Source organism: Indioceanicola profundi (genome assembly GCF_003568845.1).
Taxonomy (GTDB): Bacteria; Pseudomonadota; Alphaproteobacteria; order Azospirillales; family Azospirillaceae; genus Indioceanicola; species Indioceanicola profundi.
Map to the genome: position 1 here is coordinate 513,388 of NZ_CP030126.1, position 12,130 is coordinate 525,517.

The 12,130-nt window shown below is 65.8% G+C and carries 12 protein-coding genes; 4 read left to right on the forward strand and 8 right to left on the reverse strand.

Going from position 1 to position 12,130, the window contains the following annotated elements; translation table 11 throughout:
• The first annotated feature begins 3 nt into the window (after window positions 1-3).
• Window positions 4-2,301: an ATP-dependent Clp protease ATP-binding subunit ClpA gene (gene clpA / locus DOL89_RS02470; protein ID WP_119677721.1), complete on the forward strand. Its 2,298-nt coding sequence runs from the start codon at window positions 4-6 to the stop codon at window positions 2,299-2,301.
• A 106-nt stretch (window positions 2,302-2,407) separates the two neighbouring features.
• Here the strand turns inward: clpA and DOL89_RS02475 are convergent, their stop codons facing one another.
• Complete coding sequence (locus tag DOL89_RS02475) at window positions 2,408-3,643, reverse strand: TCR/Tet family MFS transporter (RefSeq protein ID WP_119677722.1); 1,236 nt, start codon at window positions 3,641-3,643, stop codon at window positions 2,408-2,410.
• Window positions 3,644-3,819: 176 nt separating this feature from the next.
• On the opposite strand from DOL89_RS02475, the gene DOL89_RS02480 reads away from it, so the two are divergent.
• The 3 genes from DOL89_RS02480 to DOL89_RS02490 all read left to right on the forward strand — a co-directional run bounded on the left by DOL89_RS02480 (window position 3,820) and on the right by DOL89_RS02490 (window position 5,839).
• A complete protein-coding gene (locus DOL89_RS02480) occupies window positions 3,820-4,326 on the forward strand; it encodes a hypothetical protein (RefSeq protein WP_162937280.1) in 507 nt (168 codons plus the stop codon).
• An 89-nt stretch (window positions 4,327-4,415) separates the two neighbouring features.
• Window positions 4,416-5,252 (forward strand): DUF2279 domain-containing protein, encoded by an 837-nt coding sequence (locus DOL89_RS02485; protein WP_119677724.1) that lies wholly within the window; start codon window positions 4,416-4,418, stop codon window positions 5,250-5,252.
• A 113-nt stretch (window positions 5,253-5,365) separates the two neighbouring features.
• On the forward strand, window positions 5,366-5,839 hold the full coding sequence (locus tag DOL89_RS02490) for a nucleoside deaminase (protein WP_119677725.1): 474 nt from the start codon (window positions 5,366-5,368) through the stop codon (window positions 5,837-5,839).
• A gap of 10 nt (window positions 5,840-5,849) precedes the next feature.
• Here DOL89_RS02490 and DOL89_RS02495 read toward each other — a convergent pair whose 3' ends face one another.
• The 7 genes from DOL89_RS02495 to DOL89_RS02525 all read right to left on the reverse strand — a co-directional run bounded on the left by DOL89_RS02495 (window position 5,850) and on the right by DOL89_RS02525 (window position 11,898).
• A complete protein-coding gene (locus tag DOL89_RS02495; RefSeq protein WP_119677726.1) occupies window positions 5,850-7,022 on the reverse strand; it encodes a GNAT family N-acetyltransferase in 1,173 nt (390 codons plus the stop codon).
• Between the two features lie 84 nt (window positions 7,023-7,106).
• Complete coding sequence (locus tag DOL89_RS02500; RefSeq protein WP_119677727.1) at window positions 7,107-7,574, reverse strand: RidA family protein; 468 nt, start codon at window positions 7,572-7,574, stop codon at window positions 7,107-7,109.
• Window positions 7,575-7,631: 57 nt separating this feature from the next.
• Window positions 7,632-9,311, reverse strand: coding sequence for an ArnT family glycosyltransferase (locus DOL89_RS02505; RefSeq protein WP_119677728.1), 1,680 nt, complete (start codon window positions 9,309-9,311; stop codon window positions 7,632-7,634).
• The gene (locus tag DOL89_RS02510; RefSeq protein ID WP_119677729.1) at window positions 9,308-9,664 is read right to left on the reverse strand and encodes a lipid-A-disaccharide synthase N-terminal domain-containing protein; all 357 of its coding nucleotides are present in this window, start codon (window positions 9,662-9,664) and stop codon (window positions 9,308-9,310) included. Before DOL89_RS02510 ends, DOL89_RS02505 begins: the two co-directional genes overlap by 4 nt.
• On the reverse strand, window positions 9,661-10,413 hold the full coding sequence (locus tag DOL89_RS02515) for a glycosyltransferase family 2 protein (RefSeq protein WP_318658525.1): 753 nt from the start codon (window positions 10,411-10,413) through the stop codon (window positions 9,661-9,663). The genes DOL89_RS02510 and DOL89_RS02515 overlap by 4 nt, the downstream gene beginning before the upstream one ends.
• Window positions 10,414-10,551: 138 nt before the next feature.
• On the reverse strand, window positions 10,552-11,190 hold the full coding sequence (gene pncA / locus DOL89_RS02520; RefSeq protein WP_119677731.1) for a bifunctional nicotinamidase/pyrazinamidase: 639 nt from the start codon (window positions 11,188-11,190) through the stop codon (window positions 10,552-10,554).
• Window positions 11,191-11,253: 63 nt separating this feature from the next.
• Window positions 11,254-11,898, reverse strand: coding sequence for a response regulator (locus DOL89_RS02525; RefSeq protein ID WP_119677732.1), 645 nt, complete (start codon window positions 11,896-11,898; stop codon window positions 11,254-11,256).
• Window positions 11,899-12,130 lie beyond the last annotated feature (232 nt).

Below are 12,130 nucleotides of genomic sequence, written 5' to 3' on the forward strand. Positions count from 1 at the left end.
GGCATGCTCTCGCGTAACCTCGAGCAGACGCTCCACCGAGCCCTGGCCTTCGCCAACGAGCGCCGCCACGAGTACGCTACCCTCGAACACCTCCTGCTTGCCTTGACCGAAGACCAGGACGCCGTGGCGGTCCTGCGTGCTTGCGGGGTGGAAATTCAGAAGCTCCGCACGGAGCTTGTCGAGTACCTCGACAACGAACTGACAAACCTGATCACCAACCGGCCCGACGACGCCAAACCGACTGCAGGCTTCCAGCGCGTCCTGCAGCGGGCGGCGATCCACGTCCAAAGTTCGGGCCGTGAAGAGGTGACGGGAGCCAATGTGCTGGTTGCCCTGTTCTCCGAACGCGAGAGCCACGCAGTCTATTTCCTGCAGGAGCAGGAGATGACCCGGTTCGACGCGGTGAACTACATCTCTCACGGCATCGCCAAGGCGCCCGGCCGCACTGAAACAAAGCGTGTCTCCGGAGCTGACGACGACGCCCAGGCGGAGAAGGTCGTGAAAAAAGGCACTGAGGCCCTCGAAGCGTACTGCGTCAACCTCAACAAGAAGGCGGCCAGCGGCAAGATCGACCCGCTGATCGGCCGGGAGCAGGAGGTCGAACGGACCATCCAGATCCTGTGCCGCCGCTCCAAGAACAACCCGCTCTATGTGGGTGACCCCGGCGTCGGCAAGACCGCCATCGCGGAAGGCCTCGCCCGCCGCATCGTCCACGGCGAGGTGCCGGAGGTGCTGAAGGACAGCACCATCTTCGCCCTCGACATGGGTGCGCTGCTGGCCGGCACCCGCTACCGCGGCGACTTCGAGGAGAGGCTGAAGTCCGTCGTCTCCGAACTGGAGGCGCTGGAAGGTTCGATACTCTTCATCGACGAAATCCACACGGTGATCGGCGCCGGCGCCACCAGCGGCGGAGCCATGGATGCGTCCAACCTGCTGAAGCCGGCCCTGGCCTCGGGCTCGCTGCGCTGCGTCGGCTCCACGACGTACAAGGAGTACCGGAACTACTTCGAGAAGGACCGGGCCCTGGTGCGCCGCTTCCAGAAGATCGACGTCAACGAGCCGACAATCGATGACGCGATCAAGATCCTGGAAGGCATCAAGACTTACTACGAGCAGTATCACAAGGTCCGCTACACCAAGGACGCCATCAAGTCGGCGGTGGAGCTGTCGGCCAAGTACATCGGGGACCGAAAGCTGCCCGACAAGGCGATCGATGTGATCGACGAGGTCGGCGCCGCCCAGGCCCTGCTGCCGGACAGCAAGCGGAAGAAGACCATCGCCCAGAAGGACGTGGAGGCGGTGATCGCCAAGATCGCCCGCATCCCGCCCAAATCCGTCAGCCGTGACGACAAGGAAGTGCTGCAGAACCTGGAACGCGACCTGAAGACCATGGTCTTCGGCCAGGACCAGGCCATCGACGCCCTTGTCTCCGCCATCAAGCTGGCCCGTGCCGGCCTGCGCGATGCGGAGAAGCCGATCGGCAACTATCTGTTCTCCGGCCCGACCGGCGTCGGCAAGACCGAGGTGGCCAAGCAACTCGCCCGCACGCTGGGGATCGAGCTGACCCGCTTCGACATGTCGGAATACATGGAGCGGCACACGGTCAGCCGCCTGATCGGCGCCCCTCCGGGCTATGTCGGGTTCGACCAGGGCGGTCTGCTGACCGACGCTGTGGACCAGCACCCGCACTGCGTCCTGCTGCTGGATGAGATCGAGAAGGCCCATCCGGACCTTTACAACATCCTGCTGCAGGTCATGGATCACGGGAAGCTGACCGACCACAACGGCAAGACGGTGGATTTCCGCAACGTCATCCTGATCATGACCACCAATGCCGGCGCTGCCGACATGGCCAAGGCCGCCATCGGCTTCGGCCGGGAGGTCCGGATCGGCGAGGATGAGGAGGCGATCAAGAAGATGTTCACGCCGGAATTCCGCAACCGGCTGGACGCCATCGTGCCCTTCGCCGGTCTGAAGGAAGAGACGGTGGCCCGCGTCGTGGACAAGTTCGTGATGGAGCTGGAAGCCCAGCTCAGCGACCGCGGCGTGACCATTGAGCTGTCCGACGAGGCCCGCGAGTGGCTGGCCAAGAAGGGCTACGACCCGATCATGGGCGCCCGTCCGCTGGCCCGCACCATCCAGGAGCATGTCAAGAAGCCCCTGGCGGAGGAACTGCTGTTCGGCCGTCTCACCAAGGGCGGTGCGGTCACGGTGGTGGTCAAGGACAACCACCTGGACTTCACCTACGCGGAGCCGAAGGGCGGCCGCGAGGACGAGAAGGTGCCGGAGATGGTGGAGTAATCTCCGCCGTCACCGGATGGAGAAAAGCCCTGGGAGCGATCCCGGGGCTTTTTTCTTTAGGCGGTCGGTTGCTGGATCAGCGCTACGCTGTGCGGGCGAGCCGATCCTACTCCGCGGGCACTGCGACCGGCATCCGCCCCAGCACCCGCCGGGCGATGAGGAATGCCGCTCCCAGGCTCGCCGCGCCGAACAGGAAGGGGATGCCGGGCAAGGGCAGGGCGGCGGCCGGTCCGGTGAAGCCGGCGAAGAGGCCGGCGCCGATCATGGGCGCTGCGATGAAGGTCAGGTTGTTCAGGCTGGTGATCGCCCCCTGGACGGCGCCCTGCCGGCCCGGGTCGACCGAACGCGTGATAAGCCCCTGCATGGTGGGAGAGGCGACCCCGCCCAGCGTATGCATCAGAATAGCCGCGCAGAAGACGACTCCTGCGGGAGCCAGCCCGTAGGCCACATAGGCCAGCAGCATCGTCCCGATGCCGCCCAGAATGGTTCTCCGGTCCCCCAGCCGCTTGACGATGGGGGATAGCAGCGCGCCCTGCACCAGGGCGGTGGCGAAGCCGACCAGCGTCAGGCTTAGCCCGTTCTCCAAGGGCGACCAACCGAAACGTTCCGCGGTGGAAAGTACCCAGACCGATTGGAGCACGCCGAAGGCCAGCATCAAGCAGACCAAGGTGCCGGCCAGCCCCATTACCGTCGGGTTCTCCCGTAGGGCCAGCAAGGATGCGGCCGGGTTCGCCTGGCTCCAGCGGAATGGCCGCCGATGCTCCGCCGGCAGACTTTCGGGCAGGACCAGGAAGCCGTAGATGAAGCTCAGGCCCGCCAGCCCGGCCGCGACCATGAAGGGAAGGCGGAGGTCGATCCCGCCCAGGACTCCGCCGATGATCGGCCCCAGGACGAAGCCCAGCCCCAAGGCCGCGCCCAGCAGACCGAAGCCGCGGGCCCGATGCTCCGGCGGGGTGATGTCGGCGATATAGGCATTCGCCACGGGAAAGCTTGCTGCGGTGACGCCGCACAGCATCCGGCCGACCAGCAGCCACCACACGGTGGGCGCGAAGACCACGACCAGATGGTCCAATGCCGCCCCGAAGGCGGAGGCCAGCAGAATCGTCCGCCTGCCGAACCGGTCGCTCAACGCCCCCAGGATCGGCGCGAACACGAACTGCATGAAGGCGAAGCCCGCCATCAACAGCCCGGTCCACCGGGCTGCCAGATCGGCGCTTCCTTCGGTCATCTGCCGGATGATCTCCGGCAGCACGGGAATGGCGATCCCGAAGGCCAGCACATCGAGGAAGATCGTGACCAGGATAAAAGGAACAGCGGCGGAGCGCGAACCGGGCAACGGCATCTGAACAGGACCAGGAAGGATGGGACGGTGCCGGGCGGCGCTCCGCGCGCGGACGATGCACCAGACTGTCAGCTTTTGGAAGCAGGAGCCTGCAACCTGCGTCCGACCACTTCCGCGAGGGTGCAGCGGGGGTTATACACTTCCTGGAAGGTAATCCGATATCTCCGCGGGCCGACGTGAAACGCACCTATACGAAAACAGAAGTCCAGGCCCTGATCGCGGCGCTTGAACGCCAAGCCCGGGATGCGGTGGCGCTCGCGAAACTTGCGGAAGAGGAAGCGGCCAAGGACAGCTTCAAGGTCTATAACGAGTTCCGGAGCAAGGTCGGGGAGTTCCGGGCGCTCTGCATCCTGATCGAGGGGCGCTTCAAGGTCATCGATACGGCTTGGGTCAACGAGCTTCGGGAGGAATATGCCCGGCTGGACATGCTGATGCTTGGCGTGCTCGTGCGGGCCAGCATGCGCTTCTTCTTTGTTCTTTCGGCCAAGACGACGCTGCCCATGGGAGCCCGCGAAATCTTCGTGCAGGAGCTGCGCATCCTCTACGAGGCGGCGGAGAAGCTGAAACGCCCCGAATATGCCGACAAGCTGGGCGACAAGCTCAAAGCGGATCTGGAGACGGCGGAGATGATCCTGGAGGAGATCATCCACAAAGCGCCCGCACTCCTGAGCTTCGGGAATTAGGACAGTCCGGCTCCGCGGTCGGAGCTTAATCACCGCGATCATGTTGCCGCTGGCAGGCCTATCCACAGAGTCGGGACCCGCGCCAGCAAATGCCGCTTCTGATCCGGTTGTTCAGCATCGTCGCTCTCCTCATCTGCATGACCGGGCCGGCAGCGGCCCTCTGGGACGAGGAATGGAGCAAAGAGCGCAAGGCGTTCCATCTCAATGTCGGCGCCGGTGCTTCCGTTCTCGCCTGGGGCGCTTTCGCCTGGGACTGGGGCTCCGGTGGTCCGCGTTTTCAGGATGAGGGCTGGTTCAGCCGCACGACGACGGAGGGTGGCGCCGACAAGCTCGGCCATGGGTGGAGCGGCTATGCCCTCGGCCATCTCTTTTCCCGCCAGTACGAGCAGTGGGGATTTACGCAAAGGGAGGCGGCCCGGTATGGGGCATTCTCCTCCATCGGCATCATGGGGCTGGTGGAGCTGGGCGACTCCATCAGCGACGATTACGGCTTCTCATATCAGGACATGCTGTTCAACGTCGCCGGGGCGGCCCTTGGCTACGTCCTCTGGGACTATCCGGACCTGGCGCGGAAAATCGATTTTCGGGCCGAGTACGACCCGTTCCGCGGCGGTCCGTTCCAGACCGACGTGTTCACGGATTATGAGCGGCTGAAATATCTGCTGGCCATCAAGGCGGAGGGCTTCGACGCGATCCAGAACCCGGCGCTGCGCAGCCTAGAACTGCATCTCGGCTTCTATGCCCGCGGGTATCGGGATTACGACCAGTTCCAACCCGAGCAGGATGAGCGGCGGCGGCACGTCTATGTCGGGATCGGCCTGAATGTTACCCGGCTTCTGGGGGCGAGGGCGGATGTCGGCAGGGTCTTCAACTACATCCAGGTGCCCTATACCTACGTGTCGCACGGCTGGAACGTCGACCGTTGAGAGGCTTGGCAGCCACCGGGCGCATGTGCACCGCTCCTCTGGCCTGGGGCGGAGGCATGTTCTATGGTCGCCCCGGTGATTGCACCGTTCCTGAACGACTTGAGACCCGCCTTATGACCGACGATCTCGCCTTCCTTCGCCGCTCGGCGGAACTGTCCCGGCATGGAATGCTGACCGGCGCCGGGGGGCCATTCGGGGCGGTGATCGTGCTGGACGGGAAGGTGGTGGGGGAAGGGTGGAACCAGGTCACCTCCACCAACGATCCCACCGCCCATGCCGAGGTGGTGGCGATCCGCAAGGCCTGCGCGGAGCTTGGCCGGTTCGATCTTCGCGGAGGCGTGATCTATGCGAGCTGCGAACCCTGCCCCATGTGCCTCGCCGCCATCCATTGGGCGCGGCTGGACCGGATCGTCTTCGCCAACAGCCGGGACGAGGCGGCCTCCATCGGGTTTGACGATGCTCTGATCTATGGCCAGATTCCTCTGGCTCCGGAAGATCGTGATCTGCCCTGCAAGCACGTCCCCCTGCGGGAGGCGCTGGACGTGTTCAAGGAGTGGACGGCGAAGGCGGACCGGGTTCCTTACTGACCGGAGGAGCTCAACTCTCCCCGTCCTTGCGGTAGGGGCTCTCCTCCGCCAGCAGCGCGATCTCCTCCTCCATCTCCTCACGCTCACGATCCAGGAAGTCGGCCACGGCCGTCCGGAAGCTCGCATTGGGTATCCAGTGGGCGCTGTAGGTCGGCACCGGCAGGTAGCCGCGCTGGATTTTATGCTGCCCCTGCGCCCCGGCCTCCACCCGCGCCAGCCCACGCTCAATGGCGAACTCGATTGCCCGATAATAGCAGGCCTCGAAATGCAGGTAGGGATAGTCGCCCCTGCTGCCCCAGTTGCGGCCATAGAGCGTATCGCCGCCCAGCAGGTTTAATGCGCCCGCCACCCAGCGCCCATTGTCGCGCGCCATGACCAACACGACCTGATCCGCCATTTCGGCCCCCAGAAGATGGAAGAACTCGTGGGTCAGATAGGGGGAGCCCCATTTACGGTCGCTGGTATCGATGTAGAAGCGGTAGAAGACATCCCAGTGCTCCGGCTTCAGCTCGGCGCCGGTCAGGGTCAGCAGCTCCAGCCCGCTTTCGGCCACCGTCCGCCGCTCCTTCTTCACGGCCTTGCGTTTGCGCGATGAGAAGGTGGCCAGGAAATCGTCGAAGCTGCCATAGCCCCGGTTTTCCCAGTGGAACTGGACGCCGGTGCGCTGTAGCCAGCCGGCCTTTCCGAAGGCGTCGAATTCCGCCTTGGTGGGGAAGGTCACATGGGCGGAGGAGAGGCGGTTGTCGCCCGTGATCTTGGCCAGCGCGGCCATCATCAACTCAAGCGTTCCCTCCGGCGCGCCGGCGCTCAGCAGCAGACGGCGGCCGGTCACCGGCGTGAAGGGAACTGAGAGCTGGAGCTTGGGGTAGTAACGACCGCCGGCCTGCTGCCATGCATTGGCCCAGCCATGGTCGAAGACATATTCCCCGTAGGAATGGGACTTCAGATAGAGCGGCGCGCAGGCCACCAGCCGTCCATTGCCGTCCCGCACCGCCATATGGTGGGGAGACCAGCCGGTGCCGTCGCCAACGGACCCGCTTTCTTCAAGAATGCGTAGGAAGCTGTGGCTGGTGAAGGGCGCGCCGGGGCCGTTGCAGGCATCCCATTCCGCCGCCGGTATGCTGGCGATGCTGGTTTCCAGCCGGATGGAAAGGCGTGCGTCCTGATCTGATCCGTCGGGCATACTGGCTCCGCGGCTTCGGGCGGGTCAGGTGCCATGTAGCACACCCGACCCGCTGGGCAAGCTTCGCAGGCGCAGCGCGGATTGTCACGCCACTTCGAGGATCGCCTCCACCTCGACCGCCACGCCGAGCGGCAGGCTGGCCGCGGAAACGGCGGAGCGGGCGTGGCGGCCGGCATCGCCGAAGACTTGGCTCATCAGCTCCGAAGCGCCGTTGATCACCTTGGGCTGGTCGGTGAAGTCGGGCGTGGAGTTCACGAAGCCCACCAGCTTCACCACGCGGACGACCCGGTCCAGATCGCCGTCCAGGGCCGCTTTGGCCTGGGCGATGATGTTGATGGCGCAGGTCTTCGCGGCCTCGTAGCCCTGCTCCACGCCGTAATCGGCGCCCAGCTTGGCCTTGTGCTTGACCTCTCCATTCACCAGCGGGATTTGGCCGGAGATGAAGAGCTGGTTGCCCGTGCGCACGAAGGGCACATAGGCGGCGACCGGGGCGGCGGCCTGCGGCAGCTCGATCCCCAGTTCCTTCAGTCGTGCGTCGATACGTCCGGCCATGGTTTCCTCCTGTTGTTCCGGTCTGGATGGTGGGCGTCGGATGCGCCCGCCTTCTGGTCAGTTGTCCGATACGGGTTTCGCGCGGTACAGGCGCAGCACCGCCTCATGCCCGCGGGAATAGTTGAAGCCGCTCATGGTCTCAAGCAGTTCCGCCTCGGCTCCGAGGGTCTGTAGCGCCTGCTCGAAATCAGCTTGGTCGCGGCCCTCCACCAGCCCCAGGGCGCAGGCGGGGTCGGCGGCCAGATGCTCCGCCACCATGCCGGGACCGCCCAGCTTCGTAGCGGTGCCGACCAGGAACACCATGCTGGGCTCCGTATAACCGGAAGCCGCCAGCAGCATGCCGGGGCATGGGGCATGGCTGTCCACGGCCTGTTTCACCGTGCGGCTCAGCCACATCGGTTCCAGCCGGGGCAGCACGATGCCATGCACGGTGCCGTAGGTCAGGGCGGCCCCGATCACCAGCCCGGCCATCAGGCGGTTCGGCTCCCGCATCCTCTCCAGCACCACGGCGGCGATGCCGGTGGCCAGGATCAGCACCCCGCCCAGAACGGCGAAGGGCTGCACCTGCCGGGTGAGTTGATAGGGGAAGCCAACGATAACGCCGGCAAAGGCGATGGTGACCAGCAGGAAGAAGGCGGCTGCCAGCCAGAAGCCGATGCCGCGCCGGGCCTGCATCGCCTCGAACCGCTCCAGCGCCGCGGCCACGGTCAGCAGGGCGATGGCGGGGAAGACGATGACGGTGTAGTGGGGCAGCTTGGTGACCACGATCTCGAAAATCACCCAGCTCGGCACGATCCAGGCCAGGCAGAAACGCACCGCCGCGTCCCCCCGGTTCCGCCACACCCAGGGCAGCGCCAGCACCGCGGCCAGGGAGAAGGGCCAGAATGTCAGCCAGAAGGTCAGCAGGTAGTATCCCGGCGGGCCGCCATGGTTCTCCTGCTCCGCATGGGCCTTGCCCAGGAACTCGTGCCCGATGGCGTAGCTGAAGAACGCGCCCTCGGTCTTCAGCCCGATGGCGACCAGCCAGGGCAGCACGATGGCGAGCAGGACCGGCACGCCGATGCCGAAGCGGAGGTCGCGGACCCAGCGGATGTCCCGGTCCATGGCCCAGAGGGCCAGGATGGCGCCAGCAACCGGCATCAGGATCACCGGCCCCTTCACCAGGATGCCCAGCCCTATCGCCGCCCAGAAGGCGAGCGCCAGCGGAAGCGGTGTCTTCCCCGGCTTCGCCGCATCCAGATAGATCCGGGCCAGTGCGCCCTGCGCCGCCACGACCGTGGCCAGCAACACGGCATCGGTCTTGGCCATCCGGGCTTCCACGCCCAGGATCACCGTCACGGCCATGATCAGGCCGGCCGCCGCGCCCACCGTGGCCCCGAACAGCCGCGCACCGGCCCAGGCGGTCAACAGCACCGCGGCCACCGCGCCGAACAGGGAGGGCAGCCGGTACATCCAGATCGGCCCGTGGGTGTCGCCGCCGGTCAGCAGGGAAACGGCGCCGGCCTGCATCCAGTAGATGCCGACCGGCTTCTTGTGGCGGGCCTCGTCCTGATAGCGGATATCGACATAGTCGCCGGTCTCCAGCATCTGATGACTGGCCTGGGCGTAGCGGCTCTCATCCCGGTCGAAGGGCGGGATGGTGAAGAAGCCGGGCAGGAACGCCACCAGACTGACGACCAGAAGCAGGGCGAAGTGGACCGGCCGCAGCACGGTCAGGCGGGCAGGCGGGCGGCTCATTCCGTGACGATCTCCCGCACGGATTCGGTCCGCGCATCGACGCAGCCGAGCCGCCGCTTCTCCCGCCGGATCAGGACGATGTTGCGGGAATAGACCACAAGCGCCGGAAGCTGGCCGAAGATGATGACGATGTCCGGCCGCAGCACGCCATAGACCACCAGCATCAGCCCGCCGGCCAGGCTGAAATACCAGAAGGTTTCCGGCACCACGCTGCGCTTCGCCCGCTCGCTGCTGACCCACTGGATCACGAAGCGCATCATGAACATGGTCTGGGCGGCCAAGCCGAACACGACCAGCCAACCCTTGTCGGCGACGGCCGCAGCCCACCAGGCTTCGATATGGGTCCAGATCATCGGGCTTCTCCAGCAACGGACCCGTTCCGGTCCTGATGCTCCACTTCAGTGACGGCGGGCGGCAGGGTCGTGCGCCGCAGCAGCCACATGACGCCATACAGGTCGAACAGGCCGGTCATGGCGCGGCCGAGATTGGTGTACTTGCTCTGCCCCGCGCGCCGGGCGCGGTCATTGATCGGCACGTTCACATAATGCAGTCCGCGGCTGCGGACCAGGGCCGGGAAGAAACGGTGCATGCTGTCGAAGAAGGGAAGCGCCAGGAACACGTCCCGGCGGATCGCCTTCAGTCCGCAGGCCGTGTCCGGGCAGGCATCATGCAGCAGGGCGCGCCGGATGCCGTTGCCGGCCCTGCTGGCCAGCCGCTTGGCCAGAGTATCGTCGCGCTTGCGCCGGTTCCCGGCCGCCAGAACCGTGCGCGGGTCGGCGCCGACGGCTTGCAGCAGGGCGGGGATGTCGCGCGGATCGTTCTGCCCGTCGCCATCCATGGTGACGATCCAATCGCCCTTCGCCGCCTTCACCCCGGTCAGCAGGGCGGCACTCTTGCCGGATCGGCGGGCATGGCGGACCAGACGCAGCCGGGGAAAACGGCCCGTCGCTTCGGCCAGCCGGTCGCAGGTCGCGTCGGTGGAGCCGTCATCGACGAAGACGACCTCGTAATCCCCGTCGCCAAGGACACCGAACAGCTCCTCGGTCAGCGGCAGGATGTTGTCCTGCTCGTTCAGGACCGGGATGACGATCGAATAATGCAACAAATCTGTCCTCAGGCATGAAGGTCCGGCCGCGGGCCGCCTCCGCGCGCGCACTTATCCTGAAAGCGCATGCTCTGCGCCAGTGACGGTTTCGAAACCGCCCGGCTCCCTGGACGCATGACAGGGGCGGGGAACGGCTCAGGTGGCCACGTCCCCGCTCTGCACCAGGGTGACGCCGGCCGCATTCAGCCGGTCCAGCGCCGCGGCCAGGGAGCCGCCCTGGTCGATGGCGCGGCAGCCATCCATCACCATCACGGCCTCGAACCCGTTCCGCACGGCGTCCTCCGCCGACCAGGCGACGCAGTAGTCGGTGGCGAGACCGGCGAAGAAGATCCGTCGGGTTCCGCGTTCCCGCAGATAGCCGGCAAGTCCCGTGGTGGTCTGCCGGTCATTTTCGCGGAAGGCGGAATAGCTGTCTATCTCGGCCCGGAAGCCCTTGCGGATGACCAGATGGGCGCGGCCGGTGTCCAGGCCGGGATGGAACCCGGCGCCCTCCGTCCCCTGGATGCAGTGGTCGGGCCACAGCACCTGCGTCCCGTAGCTGAGTTCGGTGGTCTGGAACGGGGCCTTGCCGGGATGGGCGCTGGCGAAGCTGTGATGGCCGGGCGTGTGCCAGTCCTGGGTCAGAACCACGATGGGGAACAGGCCGGCCAGCCTGTTGGCCACGGGCACTACCTCGTCCCCCTCCGCCACGGCCAGCGCGCCGCCGGGGCAGAAGTCATTCTGGATGTCCACCAGCACCAGGGCGTCGCCGGATTGTGCTTGGATGCGGGGCATGGCTGGGGCTCTCCATCGGTCAGGACGGGCCCACCATGGCGCAGCTCGCGCGGAATCGGAAGGCTAGAGCACCAGCAGCGCCGCCTGGGTGCGGTTGCGGACCTTCAGCACCTTCATCAGCGCCTTGACGTGGTTCTTGACCGTTCCCTCGGACATGCCGAGTTCCAGGGCGATGTCGCGGTTGGAATAGCCCCGCCGGATGCAGTCTAGCACCTCCGCCTGCCGCCGGGTCAGGCCGGCCCGCGCCGCTTCCCTGCCATCGGCCCGGTTCTCGTTCGCACCATTGATCGCAACCGCGCCGGCGGGGGGCTGCTGCCAGGGGAAGTCTGGCACGAAGACGCCGCCAGCCCAGATGGTCTCCAGCGCCGCCTGCAGCACGTTGGACCCGCTCGCCTTCGGGATGAAGCCGCGTGCGCCGTTGCGCAGCGCCTCCGCCACCGTGTGCTGGTCCGTGCGGCCGCTGACCGCGACCAGAGTATAGTTCGGGGCGCGGCGGCGGAGTTCCGCGAACACGGAATTGCCGGGCGAGCCCGGCATGTGCGGGTCGAGCAGGACCATGCCCGTCCCCTCATTCTCCAATCTGGCGAAGAGTTCGGAACAGGTAGGGACGGAAGAAACCTGGGCGCTCCCGCCGACCAGGTCCCTCAGGATCAGGACCAGCCCCTCGCGCATCAGTGCGTGGTGGTCCGCGACTAGGATGCTAGGCATGCGATTGTGTGTCTCTTCGCTGGTTAGGGAGAGACTATGTCGCAAGCAAGCAATGCGTCAATGGAACCAATGTCGAGGTTCGATGAGTCTCTTGGGAGGGAGGCGGCACCCAAAAGGCCGGGGAAAAGTTAACCTATTAACACCGAATGAATGGGCGCGGCGAAGTCTGCGAATGCAGTTGAAAACGGAAAGAATATGTCTGTCGGCGGCATTGTTAACTACAAGGTGCCGC

What these genes read in the sequence shown, in the direction of transcription:
- DOL89_RS02525 (WP_119677732.1), bottom strand. Translation starts at nt 11,898, where the DNA reads ATGCCTAGCATCCTAGTCGCGGACCACCACGCACTGATGCGCGAGGGG.
- DOL89_RS02495 (WP_119677726.1), bottom strand. Translation starts at nt 7,022, where the DNA reads ATGCCCGACGGATCAGATCAGGACGCACGCCTTTCCATCCGGCTGGAA.
- pncA (WP_119677731.1), bottom strand. Translation starts at nt 11,190, where the DNA reads ATGCCCCGCATCCAAGCACAATCCGGCGACGCCCTGGTGCTGGTGGAC.
- DOL89_RS02500 (WP_119677727.1), bottom strand. Translation starts at nt 7,574, where the DNA reads ATGGCCGGACGTATCGACGCACGACTGAAGGAACTGGGGATCGAGCTG.
- clpA (WP_119677721.1), top strand. Translation starts at nt 4, where the DNA reads ATGCTCTCGCGTAACCTCGAGCAGACGCTCCACCGAGCCCTGGCCTTC.
- DOL89_RS02505 (WP_119677728.1), bottom strand. Translation starts at nt 9,311, where the DNA reads ATGAGCCGCCCGCCTGCCCGCCTGACCGTGCTGCGGCCGGTCCACTTC.
- DOL89_RS02485 (WP_119677724.1), top strand. Translation starts at nt 4,416, where the DNA reads ATGCCGCTTCTGATCCGGTTGTTCAGCATCGTCGCTCTCCTCATCTGC.
- DOL89_RS02490 (WP_119677725.1), top strand. Translation starts at nt 5,366, where the DNA reads ATGACCGACGATCTCGCCTTCCTTCGCCGCTCGGCGGAACTGTCCCGG.
- DOL89_RS02510 (WP_119677729.1), bottom strand. Translation starts at nt 9,664, where the DNA reads ATGATCTGGACCCATATCGAAGCCTGGTGGGCTGCGGCCGTCGCCGAC.
- DOL89_RS02475 (WP_119677722.1), bottom strand. Translation starts at nt 3,643, where the DNA reads ATGCCGTTGCCCGGTTCGCGCTCCGCCGCTGTTCCTTTTATCCTGGTC.